Origin of the sequence: Nonomuraea sp. LPB2021202275-12-8 (assembly GCF_037044575.1) — a bacterium.
GTDB lineage: Bacteria > Actinomycetota > Actinomycetes > Streptosporangiales > Streptosporangiaceae > Nonomuraea.
The window spans coordinates 119,591-143,013 of sequence record NZ_JBAHWD010000012.1 but is presented as its reverse complement, the minus strand read 5'-3'; the positions used below and the strand labels follow the sequence as shown (position 1 = coordinate 143,013).

Annotated in this window: 19 protein-coding genes; 1 reads left to right on the top strand and 18 read right to left on the bottom strand. The window is 71.4% G+C overall.

From position 1 onward, the window contains the following. Positions 1-3: 3 nt before the first annotated feature. Genes V5E28_RS23235 through V5E28_RS23225 form a run of 3 tightly spaced genes read right to left on the bottom strand, consistent with a single transcriptional unit; the run spans position 4 to position 1,857 of the window. Entirely contained in the window at positions 4-933 is a 930-nt protein-coding gene (locus V5E28_RS23235) for an RluA family pseudouridine synthase (RefSeq protein ID WP_336209137.1), read from the bottom strand. Next, a complete protein-coding gene (locus tag V5E28_RS23230; RefSeq protein WP_336209136.1) occupies positions 917-1,504 on the bottom strand; it encodes a signal peptidase II in 588 nt (195 codons plus the stop codon). The genes V5E28_RS23235 and V5E28_RS23230 overlap by 17 nt, the downstream gene beginning before the upstream one ends. Beyond that, a complete protein-coding gene (locus V5E28_RS23225; protein WP_336209135.1) occupies positions 1,468-1,857 on the bottom strand; it encodes a TraR/DksA family transcriptional regulator in 390 nt (129 codons plus the stop codon). The genes V5E28_RS23230 and V5E28_RS23225 overlap by 37 nt, the downstream gene beginning before the upstream one ends. A gap of 443 nt (positions 1,858-2,300) precedes the next feature. Between V5E28_RS23225 and ileS the strand changes: the two genes are divergently transcribed. Next, the gene (gene ileS, locus V5E28_RS23220; protein WP_336209134.1) at positions 2,301-5,447 is read left to right on the top strand and encodes an isoleucine--tRNA ligase; all 3,147 of its coding nucleotides are present in this window, start codon (positions 2,301-2,303) and stop codon (positions 5,445-5,447) included. A gap of 159 nt (positions 5,448-5,606) precedes the next feature. Here the strand turns inward: ileS and V5E28_RS23215 are convergent, their stop codons facing one another. The 15 genes from V5E28_RS23215 to V5E28_RS23145 form a co-directional block, all read right to left on the bottom strand. Next, positions 5,607-6,242, bottom strand: coding sequence for an MBL fold metallo-hydrolase (locus tag V5E28_RS23215; RefSeq protein WP_336209133.1), 636 nt, complete (start codon positions 6,240-6,242; stop codon positions 5,607-5,609). A gap of 241 nt (positions 6,243-6,483) precedes the next feature. Continuing rightward, a complete protein-coding gene (locus V5E28_RS23210) occupies positions 6,484-8,400 on the bottom strand; it encodes a hypothetical protein (protein ID WP_336209132.1) in 1,917 nt (638 codons plus the stop codon). 72 nt (positions 8,401-8,472) lie between these two features. Continuing rightward, positions 8,473-9,345, bottom strand: a complete 873-nt coding sequence (locus V5E28_RS23205; RefSeq protein ID WP_336209131.1) for a DivIVA domain-containing protein — start codon at positions 9,343-9,345, stop codon at positions 8,473-8,475. Positions 9,346-9,451: 106 nt separating this feature from the next. Next, entirely contained in the window at positions 9,452-9,745 is a 294-nt protein-coding gene (locus V5E28_RS23200) for a YggT family protein (RefSeq protein ID WP_336209130.1), read from the bottom strand. 80 nt (positions 9,746-9,825) lie between these two features. Next, positions 9,826-10,326, bottom strand: a complete 501-nt coding sequence (locus V5E28_RS23195) for a cell division protein SepF (RefSeq protein WP_336209129.1) — start codon at positions 10,324-10,326, stop codon at positions 9,826-9,828. A gap of 139 nt (positions 10,327-10,465) precedes the next feature. Next, positions 10,466-11,182, bottom strand: coding sequence for a YggS family pyridoxal phosphate-dependent enzyme (locus V5E28_RS23190; protein ID WP_336209128.1), 717 nt, complete (start codon positions 11,180-11,182; stop codon positions 10,466-10,468). Between the two features lie 299 nt (positions 11,183-11,481). Next, complete coding sequence (ftsZ, locus tag V5E28_RS23185; RefSeq protein WP_336209127.1) at positions 11,482-12,990, bottom strand: cell division protein FtsZ; 1,509 nt, start codon at positions 12,988-12,990, stop codon at positions 11,482-11,484. 396 nt (positions 12,991-13,386) lie between these two features. Then, positions 13,387-14,049: a cell division protein FtsQ/DivIB gene (locus V5E28_RS23180; RefSeq protein ID WP_336209126.1), complete on the bottom strand. Its 663-nt coding sequence runs from the start codon at positions 14,047-14,049 to the stop codon at positions 13,387-13,389. A gap of 203 nt (positions 14,050-14,252) precedes the next feature. Next, positions 14,253-15,668 (bottom strand): UDP-N-acetylmuramate--L-alanine ligase, encoded by a 1,416-nt coding sequence (gene murC, locus V5E28_RS23175; RefSeq protein WP_336209125.1) that lies wholly within the window; start codon positions 15,666-15,668, stop codon positions 14,253-14,255. Continuing rightward, the gene (gene murG, locus V5E28_RS23170; protein WP_336209124.1) at positions 15,665-16,741 is read right to left on the bottom strand and encodes an undecaprenyldiphospho-muramoylpentapeptide beta-N-acetylglucosaminyltransferase; all 1,077 of its coding nucleotides are present in this window, start codon (positions 16,739-16,741) and stop codon (positions 15,665-15,667) included. The genes murC and murG overlap by 4 nt, the downstream gene beginning before the upstream one ends. A 12-nt stretch (positions 16,742-16,753) precedes the next feature. After that, entirely contained in the window at positions 16,754-18,040 is a 1,287-nt protein-coding gene (ftsW, locus tag V5E28_RS23165; protein ID WP_336209123.1) for a putative lipid II flippase FtsW, read from the bottom strand. After that, on the bottom strand, positions 18,037-19,401 hold the full coding sequence (murD, locus tag V5E28_RS23160; RefSeq protein WP_336209122.1) for a UDP-N-acetylmuramoyl-L-alanine--D-glutamate ligase: 1,365 nt from the start codon (positions 19,399-19,401) through the stop codon (positions 18,037-18,039). The genes ftsW and murD overlap by 4 nt, the downstream gene beginning before the upstream one ends. Beyond that, positions 19,398-20,456 (bottom strand): phospho-N-acetylmuramoyl-pentapeptide-transferase, encoded by a 1,059-nt coding sequence (gene mraY / locus V5E28_RS23155; protein ID WP_336209121.1) that lies wholly within the window; start codon positions 20,454-20,456, stop codon positions 19,398-19,400. Before mraY ends, murD begins: the two co-directional genes overlap by 4 nt. Next, entirely contained in the window at positions 20,453-21,877 is a 1,425-nt protein-coding gene (locus V5E28_RS23150) for a UDP-N-acetylmuramoyl-tripeptide--D-alanyl-D-alanine ligase (RefSeq protein WP_336209120.1), read from the bottom strand. The genes mraY and V5E28_RS23150 overlap by 4 nt, the downstream gene beginning before the upstream one ends. Continuing rightward, a complete protein-coding gene (locus V5E28_RS23145; protein ID WP_336209119.1) occupies positions 21,874-23,406 on the bottom strand; it encodes a UDP-N-acetylmuramoyl-L-alanyl-D-glutamate--2,6-diaminopimelate ligase in 1,533 nt (510 codons plus the stop codon). Before V5E28_RS23145 ends, V5E28_RS23150 begins: the two co-directional genes overlap by 4 nt. Positions 23,407-23,423: the final 17 nt, after the last annotated feature.

The following is a 23,423-nucleotide window of genomic DNA, read 5'->3' as shown; positions in this document are numbered from 1 at the left end:
GAATCAGGACTCGGCGCGTACGGTGTCGAGGGCCTTCTGCAGGTCTTCCGGATAGTCGGTGCTGAACGACATCCACTCGCCGGTGGCGGGATGCTCGAACCCCAGCGAGACCGCGTGCAGCCACTGCCTCGTGACGCCGAGCCGGGCCGCGATCGTCGGATCCGCGCCGTACAGCATGTCGCCCACGCACGGATGGCGCAGCGCGGACATGTGCACCCTGATCTGGTGGGTGCGGCCGGTCTCCAGTTTAATGTCGAGCAGCGAGGCCGCTCTGAACGCCTCGATCGTGTCGTAGTGGGTGATCGACGCCTTGCCTCCGGCGACCACCGCCCACCTGCCGTCGCCCGACGGGTGACGGTCGATCGGCGCGTCGACCGTGCCCCTGAACGGGTCGGGATGCCCCTGGACCAGCGCGTGGTAGCGCTTGTCGACCGTGCGCTCCTTGAAGGCGCGCTTGAGGTGGGAGTAGGCGTGCTCGCTCTTGGCCACCACCATCGAGCCGGTGGTGTTGGCGTCGAGCCGGTGCACGATCCCCTGGCGCTCGGCCGCGCCGCTGGTCGCGATCGTGTGGCCAGCGCCGAGCAGGCCTCCCAGCACGGTCGGGCCCGTCCAGCCGACGGTCGGGTGGGCGGCCACTCCGATCGGCTTGTTGACCACCACGATGTCGTCGTCCTCGTACACGATGCGCATGCCCGGCACCGGCTCGGCCACCGGCATCGGGGTGGTCGCCGGCGGCGGGAGCGTCACGTCGAGCCAGGCGCCCGCGTGCACCCGGTCGGACTTGGCGGGCTGCCGGCCGTCGACCAGCACCTCGCCGGCTCCGATCAGCTCGGCGGCGCGGGTCCGCGAGAATCCGAACAGCCTCGACAGGGCGGCGTCGACCCGCTCGCCCTCCAGCCCGTCGGGGACGGGGAGACTACGCTGCTCGGCCACTCTTCCCCTCCTTGGTCCCGTCGAGCTGGTAGCCCCGCCAGGCCAGGATCACGGCGAGGATGCCGCCGCAGACGATCGCCGAGTCGGCGACGTTGAAGATCGGGAAGTAGTCGATCACCGGGAAGTTGCCCGGCAGCACCTCGACGAAGTCGACCACGTGCCCCCGCAGCTGCGTGGACCTGCCGAAGCCGGACGGGTAACGCAGCAGCCGGTCGGTGAGGTTGCCGAGCGCGCCGCCCAGCAGCATGCCCAGCGTGATCGCCCACGGCAGGCTGCGCAGGTGACGCGCCGTGCGGATGATCGCCACCACCACGCCCGCGGCGATGAGGGTGAGGATGAGGGTCATCCCGGTGCCGATGCTGAACGCGGCCCCCGAATTGAAGATCACCCTGAACTGCAGCACGCCCGGTATCACGACCAGCGGCGGCTCGCCCTCCAGCGTCCGCAGCACCACCGTCTTGGTGATCACGTCGGACACGTAGATGACGGCCGCCAGCGAGCCTAGAAGGGCCAGGAGACGGCCCCGCCGTCTGACTACCGGCGCTCCTCCTTCTGCTTGCAGGCCACGCACAGCGTCGCCCTCGGGAACGCCTGAAGGCGCTCCTTGCCGATCGGCTTGTGGCACGATTCGCACACTCCATAGGTCCCTGCGTCGATCCTGGCGATCGCACGTTCGTTCTGCGCGACCAGGTCGCGTGCATTCAGGGTAAGGGCGATCTCGCGTTCGCGCTCATAGGTCTTGGCGCCGGCGTCCGCCTGGTCGTCACCCGCCCCCTGGGTGACGTCTCCCGAGGCGATCTCGGACTCGTGGCGGAGGATGTCCGCGTTGAGCTCGTCGATCTCGCTCCGCAGGGTGCCGCGTACCTCGGCCAGCTCCTGCTTCGACCACATCGACGGTGTAGCGGTCTGCGTGACTGCCACCATGGCTGCCTCCATGCTGATCAAGGCCGTGAATGGTGCGGGCAGCCTAGGTCTCCTATAACGGAATGGCAAACGACCCGCCGGACGGATTACCTCTCCGGTACTGTCCCGCCTCGCGTCTTTAACTCCTCCCCAGTGGACTCCATTCCCACAACTTTGTCGGTTCTAGGGGATGGCGGGGCACCACCGGTAAACGTGGAAGCCTTCGGGTCCACTCTGCGTTATGGTGTGAAGTTGCAAGGCGTTGATGGGGCCCTCCTGTGAGGGATATCACCCCGGAGCCGCCGGAAGAACGGCTCGCATCGAGCTCACTAGACCCGGCCGCAGCCTCAATGGAGAGGGCCTCCCCCGAGGCCAAGAAGGGTGGTACCGCGGAGCCCCACCGGCTTCGTCCCTTCGCGCAAAGCCCGTTTGCCGGCCTGTGACGCGTGGAGGTCCCACCCGAAATGTCTTCGCCATCTTTCCGCTCTCTTCCCGCGCAGGTCGACCTGCCCGCGCTCGAGCGCGAGGTCCTGGACCGCTGGCGGGACGGGAAGATCTTCGAACGCTCCGTCGAGCAGAACGAGGGCAACCCCGCCTGGGTCTTCTACGAGGGCCCGCCCACCGCCAACGGCCTGCCCGGCGTCCACCACGTCGAGGCCCGGGTCTTCAAGGACCTGTTCCCGCGCTACAAGTCGATGCGCGGCTTCAGCGTGCCCCGCAAGGCCGGCTGGGACTGCCACGGCCTGCCCGTCGAGGTCGGCGTCGAAAAGGAGCTCGGCCTCGCCGGCAAGCGTGACATCGAGGCCTACGGCATCGCCGAGTTCAACGCCAAGTGCCGGGAGTCGGTGCTGCGGCACGTCGACGCCTTCGAGCAGCTCACCGAGCGGATGGGCTACTGGATCGACCTGTCGACGGCCTACCGGACCATGGACCCCGCCTACATCGAGGCCGTCTGGTGGTCGCTCAAGGTCGTCTTCGACAAGGGCCTGCTGTTCCGCGACTTCCGCATCACCCCCTACTGCCCGCGCTGCGGCACCGGCCTGTCGGACCACGAGCTGGGCCAGCCCGGCGGCTACGAGACCGTGTCCAGCCCGTCGGTCTATGTCCGCATGCCCGTCACCTCCGGCCCGCTGGCCGAGCTGGGCGCCTCGCTGCTGATCTGGACGACCACGCCGTGGACGCTGGTCTCCAACACCGCCGTCGCCGTGCACCCCGACGTGACCTACGTCGCCGCGCGCACCGCCGGCGGCGAGGTCCTGGTGGTGGCCGAGCCGCTGCTCTCGGTGCTGGGCGAGGACGTCACCGAGGTGGCCCGCCTCACGGGCCGCGAGCTGGAGCACACCGCCTACCAGCGGCCCTTCGACCTGGTCGACATCCCCGGCGCCCACTACGTGGTGCTCGGCGACTACGTGACCGTCGAGGACGGCACCGGCCTGGTCCACCAGGCGCCCGCGTTCGGCGCCGACGACCTGGCCGTCATCAAGCGCTACGACATGCCGGTGGTCAACCCCATCGGCCCCGACGGGCGGTTCCTCGACGACGTGCCGATGGTGGGCGGCCAGTTCTTCAAGGCCGCCGACGAGGCGCTCACCGAGGACCTGCGCGGCCGTGGCCTGCTGTTCCGCGGCGGGCACTTCGACCACAGCTACCCCCACTGCTGGCGCTGCCACACGCCGCTGCTCTACTACGCGCTCCCGTCCTGGTACATCAGGACCACCGCGGTCAAGGACCAGATGCTGGCCGAGAACGCCGGCACCAACTGGTACCCCGACACGATCAAGTGGGGCCGCTTCGGCGAGTGGCTGCGTAACAACGTCGACTGGTCGCTGTCGCGCTCCCGCTACTGGGGCACGCCGCTGCCGCTGTGGGTGTGCTCGGCCGACGAGTCCCACGTGACGTGCGTGGGCTCCATGGAGGAGCTCGGCCGCCTGGCCGGCGAGGACCTGTCGGCGCTCGACCCGCACCGCCCCTTCGTGGACGACGTGGCGTTCCCCTGCCCGGCCTGCTCGGCCGAGGCCCGCCGCGTGCCCGACGTCATCGACGCCTGGTACGACTCCGGCTCCATGCCGTTCGCCCAGTGGGGGCAGCCCGGCAAGCCCGAGGGCCTCTACCCGGCGCAGTTCATCTGCGAGGCCACCGACCAGACCCGCGGCTGGTTCTACTCGCTGATGGCCGTGGGCACGCTCGTGTTCGGCCAGTCGTCGTACGAGAACGTGCTGTGCCTCGGGCTCATCCTGGCCGAGGACGGCCGCAAGATGAGCAAGCACCTGGGCAACATCCTGGAGCCGCTGCCACTGATGGACGAGCACGGCGCCGACGCGCTGCGCTGGTTCATGGCCTGCGCGGGCTCGCCGTGGTCGGCCCGCCGGGTCGGCCACAACGCGCTGGAGGAGATCGTCCGCAAGGTCCTGCTGACCTACTGGAACACCGCCTCCTTCTTCACTCTCTACGCCAACGCCGAGTCGTGGTCGCCCGCCATGCTGGCCGACGCCCCTGCGGCCGCCGAGCGCCCGCTGCTCGACCGGTGGGCGCTGGCCGAGCTGCACCGGACCGTCGCCGACGTCACGGCGTCGCTGGACGAGTACGACACGCAGCGGGCCGGGCGCAGGCTGGCCGACTTCCTCGACGACCTGTCCAACTGGTACGTGCGCCGCTCGCGCCGCCGGTTCTGGCAGGGGTCGCCGGAGGCGTTCGCCACCCTGTACGAGTGCCTGGAGACGGTGACGCGGCTGATGGCGCCCTTCGTGCCGTTCGTCACCGACTACCTGTGGGACGTGCTGCGCGGCGACGACGACGCCCCCTCGGTGCACCTGGCCTCCTGGCCGTCCGTACGCGAGGAGCTGCTCGACCCGGCGCTGTCGGAGCGGATGGCGCTGGTGCGGCGGCTGGTGGAGCTGGGCCGCTCGGCCCGCGCCTCCTCCGGCGTCAAGACCCGGCAGCCGCTCGGCCGTGCCCTGGTCGGCGCGCACGGCTGGCCGTCGCTGCCCGGCGAGCTGCGTGACCTGATCGCCGACGAGCTGAACGTACAGGCTCTGGAGGACATGTCGGGTTACAGCGCGGACCTGGTCTCCTACACCGTCAAGCCCAACTTCCGGGCGCTCGGCAAGCGGTTCGGCTCCCAGACGAAGCTGGTGGCCGCCGCGGTGGGCGCCGCCGACGCCACCTCGCTGGCCCGCGCACTGCGCTCCGGCGAGACGGTCACTGTGGAGGCGGGCGAGCTCGGCCCGGTCACGCTCGGCCCCGACGACGTGATCGTCACCGAGCAGCCGCGATCCGGCTGGGCGGTGGAGACGGGCGCGATCGACACGGGCACCGGCGAGACGGTCGCGCTCGACCTGGAGCTCACCGACGAGCTGCGCCGGGCCGGCCTGCTGCGCGAGGTCATCCGCCTGGTGCAGGAGGCCCGCAAGGCGACGGGCCTGTCCATCACGGACCGCATCGACCTGTGGTGGACGGCCACCAACCCGGACCTGGCGCAGGCGCTGCGCTCCGGCGGCGACCTGGTCGCCGAGGAGGTCCTGGCGACGACGGTGTCAGAGGGCGAGGCCGCCGGCCTGCCATCGCACACGGACGCCGACCTGGGCCTCACCTTCCGGCTCCGCCGCGCCTGACCGGCACCGGCACTCCTCGCCGCCCGGGACGGCAGCCTCACCGCTGCCGCCCCGGGCGGCGCGCCACTCCGCTGCGCCACCACCTCAGCCGACACGTCGCAGCCGCACGTCGTGGCACACGTCCGGGGGCACACATCCGGGCCGCGCGTGGGCGCGCTGTCAGAGTTCGACGCTGTCTCCCGCCCGCAGCCTGCGGATGTCTGCGTCGAGGCCGTCCTGCTCGCTTTCCAGCACACTGTCGAGCACCTTGAGCCCCCACTCGTTGAGCAGCCCGTCGTGGATGGCGTACGCCCTGCGGGGTCTCATCGCGCGCAGGTAGCCGATCAGGTCGGGCACCGTCATCCACGGCGCCTGCCCCGGCACCAGCAGCGTCGGCACTTCGACGAGCGTCAGCGCGTCACCCGGATGGAAGACCTCTCCATCAAGCAGAAACCCGACATTGTCCACCGGCGCCATGTCCGGATGGCTGAAGTGGTGCTTGTCTCCCACGACGGCCACCTCGAACCCGGCCGCCGCGACCACGTCCCCATCGCGGACCACCCGCACCCGATCCTCGATCTTCCCCAGGTGCCGGGCCACACCGGGGCACGTGTAGACGACCAGACCGGGATCGGCGTCGGCCGCCGCACAGAGGCGGTCCGCGTCGAAGTGATCGAAATGCTCGTGGGTGACCAGCACCGCCTCGACTCCGGCCAGCGCCTCCGGCTCCGGGGTCATCAGCCCGGGGTCGATGACCAGCGCCCGAGAGTCCTTCTCCAGCCGTACGCAGGCATGCCCGTACTTGGTGAGCCTCATGGCACCATCCTGATGCGCCGGCCTCACCCGTCACGTACGAGATCGCCCACAGCACAACCGGGGACGGGGCGCATCCCGGTCAGCCGGCAGGCAGCTCAGGACGAACACACCGCCCAGCCGTGAACCCATCCGCGGACTCCGCCGCCGACCCGCGCACCGCCACGAACACCAACCGGAGGACCGTCACCACGGCGGCAGACCCGCCCCAGCTCGACCGGCGGCGGACAAGCCTGGGACTCCGTCAGCTGACGGTCTCGCGGTCGTGCTGGCACACCGAGCAGCTCGTCAAGCCCGCCGCCTCGGCCTGGGCCTGGGACATGGTCTCCACGCCGGACTCCCCCGCGCCCCTGATCAGCGGGCAGGCGGTGCTGTGGTAGCGGCGGGTGCCGACGATGACCTTCACCGTGTCGGCCTCCGCCTTCTTCGGGGCTGCCGCGTCACCGTTCTCGCCCTTCGACGACGCGGCCTCGCCGGACGCCTTGCGATCTTGGGGGGACACGCCGGCCGACGCGCCCTTGGCGGACGAGGAGGCGGGCCGTTCTGGGGCGGTGGCGCCGGACGGCGGCTCGCCACCCGACTTGGCGCCTGCGGCCTGCTCGCCGGTGGAAGCCCTCGGCGGGGTCGCCGAACCCGAGCCGGTCCGCCCTCCGGCCGCCTTGTCAGCCGCAGCGGCGGGCGTCGGCAGTGATCCCTTGGCCTTGGCCGACTCCGCCGACGACGCGGGCCGCTCCGGTGTCACAGACCCGGCGGCTCCTTGCGGGGACTTGGCCGCGGCCTCGCCGGAGGACGCGGAGCCCGAGGCCCCGCCGCCCGAGCCGCCGGCACCCGCGCGCCCGGTGCCGGAACTCTTGTCGGACTGACCGCGTGAGGTGTCGGAACGCTGCGAGGAAGGGCCGTCCCCGGAGCCTGGACGCGCCTGTGAGGGACGCCTGGGCTCGGCCGAAGGACCGGAGCTCTGCGGCACCGGAGTGCCGGAGGCGGTGACACGAGGCTGGGGACGGGTGTCGGGGCCGGAGGAGCCTTCTTCGCTCTCGGAGGCCACCGGCTCCCGCGCTTCGGAGGGCCGCTGACGGGACCTGGCGGGATCACGCCCGTCGCGCTCGGCTCCACCGGCGGCCTGCTCGCCGAGCTGGGCTCTGCCGGCCCGCTGTTCGCCTCGCCCTGCCTCGCCGGTCCGTTCTTCGTCCTGGCGGGCCCCGGTCGTGGGCCTGTCGCGCTCTGTCGCGCCCGCCGGCCGCTTGCCCCGTTCGGAGCCGCGGGGAGGCTCTGCCGCGCCGGGGAGGGGCAGGGAAAGCCTGGTCTCCGCCTCGTCCTCGTCGCGCTCGGTGGAGGCGGAGGAAGGCGGCTTGCCGGTGCCACCGGCCGCCGGCGTGGACGCGGATGGCGTGCCGCCGGCCGTCGGGGATGGCTTGGCCGGTGCGGTGGACCGGCCGAACCAGTCGGTCGCGCCGCTGCCGGGCGAGGCGGCGGGGGCGGGGGCGGGGGCGGGGTCCGGGCTGGGGGTGGAAGCCTTGGTGTCGGGCTTCGGCGGCACGACCGGCTGGCGCAGGTCGCGCGTCGGCTCGGGGGATTCGGCCAGGCTCTCGACAGCGGGCTCGGGATCGGCGGCAGGCGGAAGCTGCCGCCCGCCGAGCGCGGCGTCAGGCAGGCATGCGGTGCAGGGCGTGAAGCCCTCCTCGCGCGCCTCCTCGTAGGTGAGCTCTTCTTGATCCCGTCCGATCAGCTGACGGCACCCCTGGACGTGGTAACGCTTGCGCCCGGGGATCACCAGCACGATCGCGTCCGGAGAGATCCCTCTCGCCGTCACGGGACGGTGCGGCCCCGGCGCCGGTGCGGGAGACGGCCCTCGCCCGGGCCCCGACGTGGGTCCCGGTGAATGCGCCGGTGAATGCGCCGGTGAATGCGCGGGTGAGGGCATGGTCGCCGTCCGCTGGAACGCCTGCGTCCCCATGGGGCCGGTCCGGTCGTGCGGCACGCCGGGTGGCACGAGCCCCGCTGGAGGAGGGTCGGCCTGCCCACCACCGGGAAACAGCTCGTGACGCCGAAGCAGCGCCCCGATCACCAGGAACAGCGCGGACAGCACGCTGACCACGATGGACCACATGATCAGGAACGGCTTTGCCAGTACGAAGCCCGCGATCAGCAAGATGACCGCCACGAGCACCAAACCAGCACTGATAAGGATCACAAGGAGCTCTTTCGAGTGACGGGTCTGCCTTGACCCGCTACCTTACCGGCGGTCGTTGTGCGGACCGTCACCGCCGGGGAAGGCACCCTGCGGAGCCTCGCCACCGAACGGGTTGGGGCCGCCGGGCAGAGGCTGCTGACCACCCTGGGGGACGGCGTGCTGCATGCCGGGGCCGACACCGGGAGCACCCGACGACATGACCGGGAACCCGCCGCTGCCCTCCGCGGAGACGTTCAGCTCGGCGAGCTGGTTCTCCAGGTAGAGCTTGAGACGGCTGCGGTATTCGCGCTCGAAGCTGCGCAGCTCCTCGACCTTGCGCTCGAGCTCGTCACGGGTCTGGACGAGGGAGCCCATGGCCTGACGGTGGCGCTCCTGCGCGTCGCGCTCGAGCGTCTCGGCGCGAGCACGGGCGTCACCGATGACCTGCTCGGCCTGACGGCGAGCCTTGGTGAGGATCTCGTCGGCCTCGCGGCGGGCGCGGGTGACCGTCTCGTCCGCCTCGCGGCGGGCGTCGGAGATCGCCTGGTCGGCGGTCTGCTGGGCGAGCGCGAGCACACGGGCGGCGGTGTCCATGTTGTCCTCGGCGGGAGGCATGTTCATGGCCACGGGAACCGGCTGGGGCTGCTGCTGCGGCTCGGGCGCCCGCATGGGCTCCTGCTGCGGCGGCCCCATCATCTCGGGCTTGGGCTGCTCCTGGACCGGCGCGGAGGCCATGGGCATGCTCATGCCACCAGGCACCTTGCCGCGCAGGCACTCGGCCAGCTTCGCGCGGAGCTCCTCGTTCTCTTGGATCAGGCGGTCAAGCTCAGCCTCGACTTCGTCGAGGAAGGCGTCGACCTCTTCCTCGTCGTAGCCCGGCCTCAGCCGGGTCGTACTGAACTGCTTGTTCCGCACATCAGCGGGCGTAAGCGGCATCTTTTTGGTCTCCTTGGCGCGCTTGGAGTCTGTCCGGAGGGACGGTAACCCGAATCACTTCAGCGCGGACACGAGTTGGATCATGACCGGTGCTCTGCAGCCCCCATCACCTACCGCCCAGCGCTCCAGCGATGTTGATCAAGAGCAGTACGATGATGAAGAGGACTGTGAAGCTTAGGTCAAAGGCCACCGTACCCAACCGGAGCGGGGGAATGAAACGGCGGAGGAACTTGAGAGGAGGGTCAGTTGCGGTGTATGTGGCTTCGGCGAGCACCAGCACGACCCCGGAAGGCCGCCACTGTCGAGCGAACGCCTGCACTGTCTCGAAGATCATCCTGCCGATGAGCAGCACCAAGTAGAGCGACAGGACAACGACCAAGATCTGACTTACGATCCCCACGGTCTGGCCGAGCCTCCACTTCTGATGTGCCCGTCCGGTCTCGGCGAGACCTGGTTGGGTGCGATAGGCATACAGAGACTCTAACTCTGGTTGAAGAACCCGCGTTCCGCGATTCGAGCCTTGTCCTCGGCGGTCACCTCGACATTGGCAGGGGACAACAGGAACACCTTGTTCGTAACACGTTCAATGCTGCCATGTAGGCCAAAGACCAGACCTGCCGCGAAATCGACGAGCCGCTTGGCGTCGCTGTCGACCATTTCAGTCAGGTTCATGATGACGGGGGTGCCGTCACGGAAGTGCTCGCCGATCGTCCGGGCCTCGTTGTAGGTCCGGGGGTGCAGAGTGGTGATGCGCGCCAGATCGGTCGTGCGACGCTCCAGGACGGTCGTGGCGGGCCGGGGGGCGGGCACTCCCGCGTCGGTCTCTTCGTCGCGGTCCTGGACCGCCACGGACCGTTCCTCGCCGGTTCGCTGCACATCGTCGTCGTAGGCGTACTCATCCGTGTAGGTCTCGTACCTCTCGTAGCGGTCGTCCTCCACGAGACCGAGGTAGACCGCCATCTTGCGCATCGCGCCGGCCATCGCTACGTCGTCCTCCTGCTCATGGTCGCACTCGCTCGGGCCTGTTAGCCGGGTCCGAGGCGGTAGCCGTACCCCCTTGTAGCTCACCGCTGATCGACCTCTACCGGATCATGGGCCTGAAGACCCACTTGAGGGGACATTACCTGACGAAGAGCTTTCGACGACCGAGCAACGCCGTACCGACCCGCACATGTGTGGCGCCGTGCGCGACCGCGTCGGCCAGATCCTCGCTCATCCCAGCGGAAATCATCGTGGCACGCGGGTGCCGCTCCTGTACGCCCAGCGCCACATCGCGCAGCCTGGCGAACGCCTTGGCGGGATCCTCCCCCAGCGGCGCCACCGCCATGACCCCGCCGAGCCATATCCCGGGGGCCGCGTCGATCTCCGCGGCCAGCGCCGGCACGTCCGCCGGCCCGACGCCGCCCCTGGCGGGGTCGTCGTCCAGCGCCACCTGCACCAGGCACCCGATCTCCCTGCCCTGCTTGACGGCCTCCCGGCTGATGACCTCCACCAGCCTCCCGCGGTCGACGGCGTGGATCACATCGGCGTAGCCGACCACGGAGCGCACCTTGTTGGTCTGCAACTGCCCGACGAAGTGCCACGTCAGGGGCAGATCCGCGCACTGACGCGCCTTCGCGGCGGCCTCCTGGTCGCGGTTCTCGCCCACGTCGCGCACGCCGAGCTCGGACAGGATCCGCACGTCGGACGCCGGGTAGGTCTTGGTCACGGCGATCAGTGTCACCTCGCCCCGGTCGCGGCCCGCGGCCCGACACGCCTCGCCGATCCGCTCCTCGACCCCGGCCAGGCCGGAGGCGATCTCTTCGGTTCGCACGCCTCTCCCTCCTGTGCACACCATTCTCCCTGTACGCCCGCCCATGCGCGCCATCCGCCACACCTGGGGGCCCACCGCGTGCCGTCGATCCGGCGCGTGTGACGCCCCTCCTTCTCCGCGGGGGAGACTTCCATGACCGCCCGCGCCACTCCGCCCACGGCCGCCGCCCCAGCACCGCGACACCGGCTTCCACCCGTGAAGCACCACGCCTCAGCGCCGCGCGTAGCCGCAGGTGGACCGCCGGCTCGGGGGGACCGCACTGCCCGGTGACACAGCGGCGCCGCTCCCCATACCTCTGGAGGGAGCGGCGGGGGCCGGTCGGGCTACTTGAGGAAGTCGGGAACGTCCAACTCCTCCTCCTGCTCCTCGAAGACCACCGGACGACGTTTGGCGGGCTCCGACATGCGGGAGGTGATGGGCGTGGGTGCGTTGGTGGGCTCCGGGGTGGGCCGGGGGATCGAGACGGGGGCCGAGGGCTCCTCATGCTCGCCGCTGGAGGCGGCGGGCTCGCTCTCCACCGGACGCACCGGCTCCGGACGCGGTTCCGGACGTGGCTCGGGCCTGACCTCCGTGCGCGGCTCCGGCCTGAACTCGGCGCGGGGCTCGGGACGCGGCTCGGGCCTGAACTCGGCGCGCGGCTCCTGCCGGGGCTCGGGCCTGAAGTCCGTACGGGGCTCCGGCCTGAAGTCCGCGCGCGGCTCCGGGCGGGGCTCGGGACGCGGCTCGGGCCTGAACTCGGGACGCGGTTCCGGCCGGAGGTCGGAACGCGGCGCGGGGTCGGGCCTGGCCGCCGCCATGGGCGCGCTCGAGCGCGGGGGCGACAGAGGCGGCGCCTGGGTCGCGGTGGGACGGCTCTGCGGGCGCGGCAGCTGCTTGTCGGCGGGCGGGACGTCGTCGAATCCGGCGGCGATCACGGTGACCCGCACCTCGTCGCCGAGAGCGTCGTCGATGACCGTGCCGAAGATGATGTTGGCGTCGGGCGCCGCCGCCATCGACACGAGCTGGGCGGCCTCGTTGATCTCGAACAGGCCGAGGTCGGAGCCGCCGGCGATCGACAGCAGCACGCCGTGGGCGCCGTCGATGCTGGCCTCCAGCAGCGGGCTGGAGACCGCCATCTCCGCCGCGGCCACCGAGCGGTCGTCGCCGCGCGCGTGGCCGATGCCCATCAGCGCCGAGCCGGCGCCGGACATGACCGACTTGACGTCGGCGAAGTCCAGGTTGATCAGACCCGGCGTGGTGATCAGATCGGTGATGCCCTGCACACCGGAGAGCAGCACCTGGTCGGCCGCCTTGAACGCGTCGAGCACGCTCACCTGGCGGTCGGAGATCGACAGCAGCCGGTCGTTGGGGATCACGATGAGGGTGTCGACCTCGTCGCGCAGCGTCTCGATGCCGGCCTCGGCCTGCGAGGCCCTGCGGCGGCCCTCGAAGCTGAACGGCCTGGTCACTACGCCTATCGTGAGCGCCCCCAGGGAGCGGGCGATGTTGGCCACGACGGGCGCGCCGCCGGTGCCCGTGCCGCCACCCTCGCCAGCGGTGACGAAGACCATGTCGGCCCCCTTGAGGACCTCCTCGATCTCCTCGCGGTGGTCCTCGGCCGCCTTGCGCCCCACATCGGGGTTGGCGCCTGCTCCGAGTCCGCGCGTGAGCTCGCGGCCCACGTCCAGTTTGACGTCGGCGTCACTCATCAGCAGCGCCTGGGCGTCGGTGTTTATCGCGATGAACTCGACGCCCTTGAGTCCCTCCTCGATCATCCGGTTGACGGCGTTCACTCCGCCGCCACCGATGCCGACGACCTTGATGACCGCGAGGTAGTTCTGCGGTGCTGCCACGACGAGGGGCCTTTCCGCTCGTTGACTTGCCATTTCGGTGCGGATTGTCTCCGCGTCTTTACAGTTCGGGTAACTCTCAACCTCAGGTTGAGATTTAGATTTATGTCAACCTGAGGATTGATACGGACAGTAGGAGTTACGCTCCGCGCGGGTCAACTAACCGCGCCGCAAGCTCGTCCGGCGTGTCGCGGGCTGTCCGATTCGCTCCGCCGTCACGCCTGGTCGGGGCACTCCTGCGCCACAAGCCCGATCTACAGGCTCTCACGCCGGGACACGCGCCTCGGACAGGCGCGAGCGAGCTCCCGGTCTGGAGTTGCCGCGCCAAGGCCCAAAGAACGATGTTGGCGGGCCGTTTCCACGGACGCCGCGCCCGTCCCCCTTGGACGACCGCGCGGCTCACTTGAGCGTGATCACATCCGGCGAACTCACGTCGTACACCTCGGCCCTGCGCCGCAGCATGCTCGTCAGGATGCGCGCCTTGTCCTCGGGCCGGTCCACGCCGCCCCAGATGATGGTCCTGCCGTCCGACAGCGTCATCGTCACGTCCTCGGCCGTCGTGGCGCTCACCTGCCGCACCCGTCCGCCGATCTCGCCGGGCAGCGAGCCGATCACCCGCAGCGCCGCCATGGTCGCCTGGTCCCCCGCCCCCGGCCGGTCCACCTTCAGCACGGGCACCAGCGGCGGCGCCACGTCCCTCACCTCGATCACGACGCCGAGCTTGTCGAGGAGCGCCGCCTTACCCCCGGCGGCCACCTGCGCGACGGGCTCGCGCTCGACGACCTCGATCTTCAGGGTCCCCGGCCACACCCGGTCGACCCTCGCGCTGGCGACCTGCCGGATGGACTGGACCCTCACCTGCACGTCGGCCAGGTTGACGGTCGCCAGCGGATGCAGATCCGCGACGCCCGCCGTCTGTCTGATCTTGTCCGCAGGCACTGTGACATTTCCCACGATCTCCACAGATCGCACGCCCAGCACCGGTGAGAAGAACACCAGCCACGCCGCCGTCCCCACCACTCCGGCAGTGAGCAGCACCAGGAAAACCGTCCGAGCCTTCATCGTCCTCCCGCGTTCGTGCCCCAGAACCTACGCCGCCGGCGTCGCGAAACACCCACGCCACGCCATACGGGCACAGGGCAGCGAACCGCGAACGCGACCGAGCAGCCCGGGCCGCAATCCCCCGGACGGCATGGAACCGCGCCTGACAGGTCGGCGGCCGTCCCCGGCCCGCGCGGCGAGTGCTCCTGGCGGAGAAGGAAGTGTCAGGGACGGCCGGACAGCTGCGCCACGATCTGCGGGCCCAGCTCGGTCACGTCGCCCGCGCCCATGGTGAGGACGATGTCGCCCGCGCGGACGCGGGAGGCCACCAGCTCGGGCACCGCCGCCCGGTCGGGTGCGTACGCCACCCGCTCGGCGGGCAGCGGCACCCTGCCCGCCACCAGCGCGCCCGAGACGCCCGGCTCCGGGTCCTCGCGCGCCCCGTAGACGTCCAGCACGATCGCCTCGTCCGCCAGGCCCAGCGCGGCCCCGAACTCGTCGGCGAAGAACCGGGTGCGCGAGTAGAGGTGCGGCTGGAAGATCGCGATGACCCGCCCGTGGCCGGAGTAGGAGGCGACCACGTCACGCGCGGCCTTCAGATCCGCGGCCAGCTCGGTCGGGTGGTGGGCGTAGCTGTCGAAGACGGCCACACCGCCCGCCTCGCCCTTGGCCTCGAAGCGCCGCTTGGCCCCTGTGAAGGCCGCCAGCCCGTCCCTGATCTCCTCGAACGGCAGCCCCAGCTCATCGGCCACGGCGATGACCGAGGTGGCGTTGAGGGCGTTGTGCGCCCCGGGAACGGACAGGCGCACCTCGCCCCCGCGGGCGCCGGGGCCGTCGACGGTGAAGACGGTGCCGAACCCGTCGGGTCTGACGCCGCTGATCCGGTAGTCGCCTTCGGCGCCGTAGGTCACCACCCTCAGCCCGCGCTCGCGCGCGATCCGGGCCAGCTCGGCCGAGCCCGGATCGTCGGAACAGGCGATGAGCAGCGAGCCGACCCGCTCGGCGAAGCGGGCGAAGCTGTCGTGCACGGCGCGCGGGTCGCCGTAGTTGTCCAGATGGTCGGCCTCGACGTTGGTCACCACGGCGATGTCCGGCGCCAGCATCAGGAACGAGCCGTCGCTCTCGTCGGCCTCCGCGACGAACACCTGGCCCGAGCCCTCGTCGGCGCCGAGCCCGGTGGTGACGAGCTGGCCGCCCACGCAGTAGGACGGGTCGGCCCCGCACTTCTGCAGCGCGACGGTCAGCATCGAGGTGGTGGTGGTCTTGCCATGGGTGCCGGCGATGGCGACGGCGGTGCGCCCGGCCATGACGGAGGCGAGCGCGGCGGCCCGCGGGATGACCCGCAGCTGCTGCTTGAGCGCCTCGCCCAGCTCCGGGTTGGAGTCGCGGATGGCGGTGGAGACCACCACGGTGTCGACGTCCCTGACGTGGGAGGCGGCGTGGCCGATGTGCACGGTGGCGCCCAGCTCGCGCAGCTCGGTGACGAGGTCGCTGCTGCGGGCGTCGCTGCCCGACACGCGCACGCCGCGCTTGAGCAGGATGCGCGCGATGCCCGACATACCGGCTCCGCCGATGCCGATGAAGTGCACCCGCCCCAGCTCTTCGGCGGCGACGGGATCGACCAGCTTGACGAGACTCATCGGGCTATCTCCAACACTTTCCTGGCGAGAATGAGGTCGGCGTCCTTCCTCCCCAGTCTGGAGGCGGCCTCCGACATTGCGGCGACCCTTTCGGGGTCGTGGAGGATCGGCAGCACGTTCTGGATGATCCAATCAGATGACAGGCCCGCGTCGTCGACCACGAGGCCGCCGCGGCCCGCGGCCACGCGCTCGGCGTTGATGCGCTGCTCGCCGTTGCCGTGCGGGAGCGGCACGTAGGCGGCGGGCAGGCCGACCGCGGTGAGTTCGGCGCAGGTGAGCGCGCCGCTGCGGCACAGCGCCAGGTCGGCGGCGGCGTAGGCGAGGTCCATGCGGTCCACGTACGGCAGCAGGACGTATTGGGGGTCGCCGGGCGGCGGCTCGTGCTCGACGGTGTTCTTGGGGCCGATCACGTGCAGCACCTGGACGCCGGCGGCGCGCAGGGCGGGGGCCGCGGCGAGCGCCGACTCGTTGATCGATCTGGCCCCCTGGGAGCCGCCGAACACCAGCAGCGTCGGCCGGTCGGTCTGCAGCCCGAACCAGGAACGGGCCTTGTCGCCCATGGACAGCCGGTCGAGCTCGACGATCTCGCGGCGCAGCGGGGTGCCGATGTATTCGGCCTTGCCGGGCACGGCATCGGGGAAGCCGGTGAAGACGTGCTCGGTGAGCCTGGCGCCCAGCCGGTTGGCGAGGCCCGGGCGGGGATTGGCCTCGTGCACGACGATCGGCAGGCCGCGCCGCTTGGCGGCGAGGTAGGCGGGCGTGGCGACGTAGCCGCCGAACCCGACGAGGATGTCGGCCTGGACCCGGTCGAGGACGGCCGCCATGGCGTTGACCGCGCCGGCCAGCCTGCCGGGCACGGTCAGCAGAGAAGGGGTGATCGCCCTGGGCAGCGGCACGGCCGGGACCAGCTCCAGCTCGTAGCCCCGGGCCGGGACGAGGCGCGTCTCCAGCCCGCGCTCGGTGCCCACGCAGGTGATGCCGATCCGCGAGTCCAGGCGGCGCAGCGCGTCGGCCAGGGCGAGAGCGGGCTCGATGTGCCCGGCCGTCCCGCCACCGGCGAGGACCACCCTCATGTCGGTCACTCCCTAACGTCTGTCTCGGCCTCTGGTCGTACCCCCCAGGCCAAGCCAGCTTAGGGCCCGGGCGGCGGGTCCGGGGCCACGTGCGGCCAGAGCCTCGCGCGCCCCTGGCTCGCGCTTGGCGAACGACAGCATCATCCCCAGCGCGGCGAGCGTCGGCAGCAGCGCCGAACCTCCGTAGGAGACCAGCGGCAGCGGGATGCCGGTGATCGGCAGCACGCCGAGCACCGCGCCCATGTTGACGATGCCCTGGCCGGCGATCCAGGCGACCATGGCTGAGGACACCAGCCGGACGAACGCGTCGTTGACCCGGGAGGCGACCCGCAGCCCGGCGTAGCCGAGCAGGCCGAACAGCGCCACCACCATCAGCGTGCCCATCAGCCCGAGCTCCTCGCCCAGGATGGCGAAGATGAAGTCGCTCTCCCCGTGCGGCAGCCAGTCCCATTTCTGCCTGCTGCTGCCGAGCCCGAGCCCGAACCAGCCGCCGGAGCCCATCGCGATCTGCCCCTGCACGGCCTGGTAGCCGGCGCCCTGGGCGTCGGCCCACGGATCGAGGAAGGCACCGACGCGGGCCATCCGGTACGGCTCCACCCTGATCATGATGATCGCGGCGAGCACGGCCAGCGACAGGATGCCGCCGAACAGCTTCACCGGCGCCCCCACCACCCACAGCAGCGCCAGGAAGATCATGAACAGCACCAGCGTGGTGCCGAGGTCGCGGCCGAGCATGACCATGACGGCCAGGATCGCGGTGCCGGGCATGAGCGGGATGAGCATGTGCCGCCACTCGATGCGCCCGCTCCGGGCCCGGCGCGCCAGCAGGTCCGCCCCCCACAGGGCCAGGCCCAGCTTGGCCGGCTCCGACGGCTGGATGGTGAACGGCCCGATGTAGATCCACCGCTGCGCGCCCAGCTCCGACGAGCCGATGAACAGCACCATGACCAGCGCGATGATCGACAGCGCCATCAGCGGGTAGCCGGCCCAGCGGAAGAACTTGTACGGCAGCCGCGTGCACGCCCACATGATCGGCAGGCCGACCGCGGCCGACATCGACTGCTTGATGAACCAGGAGAACGGGTTTCCGGTCTTCTGCATCGCCTCGATGCTGGAGGCCGACAGCACCATCATCAGCCCGAGCGCGAGCAGCAGCGCGCTGCACCCGATGATCAGGTAGTAGGTGGTGAGCGGCTTGTCGAGCAGCTCCTTCAGCGCGGTCAGCCGCTCGCGGGCCCAGCCCGACGGCTCCTCGGCCGCGGTGGGCCTGGCGCGCGGCTCCTCGGTGGTCGCGCTCACGTGGCCGCCTCTAGAGCGTGTACGGCACGCGCGAAGGCCTCCCCTCGCGCGGGGTAGTTGGCGAACATGTCCAGCGACGCGCCTGCCGGGGAGAGCAGCACGGTGTCTCCGGGGGAGGCGAGCCGGGAGGCTTCGGTGACGACACGGTCCATCACACCAGTGTCTTGGTCGCTGATGTCCACCACGGGGACATTCGGCGCGTGTCGCGCCAGAGCTTCGGCGATCCGGCCGCGGTCCACGCCGAGCAGCACCGCGCCGCGCAGCCGGGGCGCGGCCCCGCTGACGAGCTCGTCCACGTCCGCGCCCTTGAGCTGGCCGCCGGCCACCCAGACGATCGACGGGTAGGAGGACAGGGCCGCGGCGGCGGCATGCGGGTTGGTGGCCTTGGAGTCGTCGACGTAGTCGACCTCGCCCACCCGGCCCACGTGCGCCATGCGGTGCGGGTCGGGCACGAAGTCCCGCAGGCCCTGCCGTACGGCCTCGGACGGGACGCCGAGCGAGCGGGCCAGCGCGGCGGCGGCGAGCGCGTTGGCGACGTTGTGCGGGGCGAGCGGGCGGACGTCGGCCAGCGTGGCGAGCTCCTCGGCCGCCTCGGCGGGATCGGCCACGAAGGCCCTGTCGACGAGCAGGTCCTCCACCAACCCCACCTGCCCGGCCCGGGGCGTCCGCAGGGTGAAGCCCACCGCGCCCGGGTACGGGCCGGCCAGGCGTGCCGCCTCCGGGTCGTCGGCGTTGTAGATCACGGTGCCGGCGCGCTCGAAGATGCGGCCCTTGGCGGCGGAGTAGGACTCCATCGACCCGTGCCAGTCGAGGTGGTCCGGCGCCACGTTGAGGATCGCGGCGGCGTGCGGGGCCAGCGTGCTGGACCAGTGGAGCTGGAAGCTCGACAGCTCGACCGCGAGCGCGTCGTACGGCTCGCGTACGGCCTCGACGACGGGCACCCCCACGTTGCCCACGGCCACCGCCTTACGCCCGGCGGCCAGCAGGATGGCGGTGAGCATGCGGACCACGGTCGTCTTGCCGTTGGTGCCGGTCAGGGCCAGCCAGGGGGCCGCCTGGGCGGGCCGCAGCCGCCAGGCCAGCTCCACCTCGCCCATCACCTCCACGCCCGCCGCGAGGGCCGCGGCGATCAGCGGATGGTGCGGCGCCCAGCCGGTGGTGACGAGCCGGGTGACGCCTTCGGGCAGCTCCAGCGGCCCGAAGCGCACCTCGACGCCCCGCCCCGAAAGGCCGGCGGCGGCGGCGAGCTGGCGCTCGCCCTCGACGGACTCCACGACCACGACCCGCTCGCCCTGCCCGGCCAGCACCCTGGCCACCGCACTGCCGGAGACGCCGAGCCCGGCGACGCAGGTGAGAGTCATGGCTTCGGCATCCACTCGACGTAGAACAGCCCGAGCCCGAGCGCGGCGCACAGCATGGCGATGAGCCAGAAGCGGACCACGATCGTGGTCTCCGCCCAGCCCTTGAGCTCGAAGTGGTGCTGCAGCGGAGCCATCCTGAACACCCGTTTGCCGGTCATCTTGAAGAACCCGACCTGGATGATCACCGAGAGCGTGATGATCACGCACAGTCCGGCGAGGAGGATGAGCAGCAGCTGGGTGCGGGTGGCGATGGCCAGGCCGGCCAGCACGCCGCCGAGGGCGAGCGACCCGGTGTCGCCCATGAAGATCTTGGCGGGGGGCGCGTTCCACCACAGGAAGCCGATCAGCGCGCCGAGGACCGCGGCGGCCACCACCGCCAGGTCGAGCGGGTCGCGCACCCAGTAGCAGTTGGGGCCGAGCTGGTCGATGCAGTTGTTGCGCAGCTGCCAGTTGCCGATCAGCACGTAGGCGCCGAGCACCACGCCGGTCGCGCCGCTGGCGAGGCCGTCGAGGCCGTCGGTGAGGTTCACCGCGTTGGAGAAGCCGACGATCATGATCAGCACCCAGATGGTGAAGCCCACGATGCCGATCGACGGCCCGAAGTCGCGCAGGAACGACAGGCGGGGCTCGGCGGGGGTGATGGCGTAGATGTTCGGGTTCTGGGTCACCAGCACCGCGAAGATCGCGCCCACGATGAGCTGGCCGAGGGCCTTGGCGCCGCTGCGCAGGCCGAGGCTGCGCTGCTTGTAGATCTTGATGAAGTCGTCGAGGAAGCCGACCGCGCCGAGTCCGGTCATCAGGAACAGCACCAGCAGCCCCGAGACGGTCGGCGGCGCCAGCGTGGCCAGGTGGGAGGCGCCGTAGGCCAGCAGCGAGGCCAGCACGATCACCGTGCCGCCCATGGTGGGCGTGCCGCGCTTGCCGTGGTGGCCGGACGGCCCCTCCTCGCGGATCTCCTGGCCGTAGCCGCGTCTGGAGAACAGCCGGATGGCCAGCGGAGTCCCCAGCATCGAGAGGATCAGGCCCACCGCTCCGGCGATGATGATGTCGGTCACTGGGTGGCACCTCCGAGCAGCAGCTCGGCCGTCCGCTCCAGCCCCATGGCCCTGGGCCCCTTGATCAGCACCACGTCGCCGGGCCGCAGCCACGAACGCAGCTCGGCGGCGGCGGCCTGCGCGTCGGGCACGTGCACGATGACCGTGCCGGGCGCCGGGCCCCCCGTCTGAGCGCTCTGGGCGGCTTCCTGGGCGGCGGCGCGGGCGCCTTCGAGCATCGGGCCGGCGTCGGGTCCGGCGACGATCAGGCCCGCCAGGCCGCTGCCGCCCGCCAGGCGGCCGACCTCGGCGTTGAGCGCGGGACCGTCCTCGCCGAGCTCGCGCAGGGAGGCGATGACGGCGAAGCGGCGGCGGCCCTGGCCGAGCACGCCGAGCGCCTCGAAAGCGGCCCGCATCGAGTCGGGATTGGCGTTGTAGGCGTCGTTGACGACGGTGACGCCGTCCGGCCGGTCGGTGACCTCCATCCGCCACCGGCTGCGCGGCTCGGCCTGCGACAGCTCCGCGGCGATGGTGGCGACCGGCAGGCCGAGCTCGTATCCCGCGGCGGCGGCGGCCAGCGCGTTGTCCACCGCGTGCGCGCCGTACAGCTTGAGCCGGACGGGCGCGGCGCCCGACGGGGTGCGCAGGGAGAACGAGGCGCGTCCGCGCTCGTCCACGGTGAGCTCCTCGGCGCGGATGGCGGCGTCCTCGCCGCGGCCGAAGTAGGTGACGCGGGCCTCGGTGCGCGCGGCCATCGCGCGCACCAGCGGGTCGTCGGCGTTGAGCACGGCGACGCCGGTCGGCGGCAGCGCCTCGACGAGCTCGCCCTTGGCCTTGGCGATGGCCTCCTTGCCGCCGAAGACGCCGATGTGCGCGGTGCCGACGTTGAGCACCACGCCGATCTCGGGCGGCGCGATGCGCGCCAGGTCGGCGATGTTGCCGATGGTCCGGGCGCTCAGCTCCAGCACCAGGTAGCGGGTGTCGGCGTCGGCCTTGAGCACCGTCAGCGGGTGGCCGATCTCGTTGTTGTAGTTGCCGGCGGGGGCGATGGTCGGGCCGATCCTGGAAGTCAGCCTCGCCAGCAGGTCCTTGGTGGTCGTCTTACCCGCCGAACCCGTCACGCCGATCACGGTCGCCCTCGGCAGCGCGGCGGCCTGCGCGGTCGCCAGCTCGGCGAGCGCGGCCGTGGTGTCGGGCACGACGATCGTCGGCACCTCGACCGGCCTGCTGGCCAGCACCGCGACGGCACCCGCCCGGACGGCCTGCGCCGCGTAGTCGTGCCCGTCGACCTGCGCGCCCTTGAAGGCGACGAACAGGGATCCCGGTTCGGCGTCCCGCGAGTCGATCACGACGGGACCCCGCACCACCGCGCGGGGGTCGGCCATGCCCGACAGGGCGCCCGAGGTTATCTCGGCGATCCTGGCCAGAGGCAACGGGATCATGCGTGCTTCCTGCTTTCCTTGCGTGCGTCGATCGCGGCGGCGACCACCTCCCTGTCGTCGAAGGGGATCACCTCGCCTGAAACGTACTGGCCCTGCTCGTGGCCCTTGCCTGCCACGACTATCACGTCACCGCGCCCGGCACGGCCGACGGCCAGGTCGATGGCCGCCGCGCGGTCGGGCTCAATGATCACATGAGCGCGCGCGTGCCGGGGGACGCGGAGCGCTCCTTCCATCATCGCGGCCAGGATGTCCAGCGGATCCTCGGACCGGGGATTGTCGCTGGTGAAGATCGCGACGTCGGCCAGCCCGGCCGCGGCCTCCCCCATCAGCGGCCGCTTGCCCTTGTCGCGGTCGCCGCCGCAGCCCAGCACGACGGTGAGCGAGCCCGCGGTGACCTCACGCAGCGAGCGCAGCACCGACTCGACGGCGGCGGGTTTGTGCGAGTAGTCGACGACGGCCTGGAACTCGTCCCCCGAGCCGGTCACCCGCTCCATGCGGCCGGGCACTCCGGTGAGGGTGCCGACGCCGTGCACGGCACTCTGCAGCGGCACCCCGGCCTCGACCAGCGTGACGATGGCGCCGAGCGCGTTGGCGACGTTGAACGGGCCGGGCAGCGAGATCTGCGCGTCCGCCTCGACCCCGCCGGGCCCGACCACCCTGAACGCGCTGCCGTCTGCGCCCAGCCGGGCGTCGAGCGCGCGCCACTGCGCCTGCGGCGAGCCCAGCGCCGAGAAGGTGGTCATCGGCACCTTGGCCAGGCGCAGCAGCTCGCGGCCGTAGGGGTCGTCGAAGTTGGTCACTCCCACCCGGCTCATCTCGGGCTGGAACAGCCTCGCCTTCGTGGCGAAGTAGTCGTCGAAGTCCTTGTGGAAGTCGAGGTGGTCCTGCGACAGGTTGGTGAACAGCGCCACGTCGTAGAAGACGCCGTCGACCCGGCCCAGCGCGAGCGCGTGGCTGGAGACCTCCATGGCCGCCGCCGTCACGCCCTGCTCGCGCATGAGGGCGAACAGGCCGTGCAGCTCCGACGCCTCGGGCGTGGTGAGCCTGGGCTCGAAGCGGAGGTCGCCGGCGTGGATCTCGACGCCGCCGACCAGCCCGGCCGTGTGACCGGCCGCCCGCAGCCCGGCCTCCAGCAGAAACGTGGTGGTGGACTTGCCGCTGGTGCCGGTGACCCCGAGGACCATGATGCCGCCGGCCGGATGGCCGTAGACCCAGGAGGCGACCTGGCCGAGCAGGGCACGCGGGTCGGGCACGATGAGCACGGGCAGCCCGGTGGCGACGGCCGCCTCGCGGCCCGCGGGGTCGGTCAGCACGGCCACGGCGCCGCGCGCCATGGCCTCGGCCGAGAAGTCCGCGCCGTGGGCGCTGGCGCCGGGCAGGGCGACGTAGAGGTCTCCGCGCCGGATCTGGCGGGAGTCGATGGAGACGCCGGTCAGCGCCGCATGCGGCGAGCGCGCGGTGCCGGAATCGGCGTCGAGCATGCTCGCCAGCCCGGTCAGCGGGCGAGGCGGACTGGTCGTTGGACGCATAGACGACGGGGGACGCA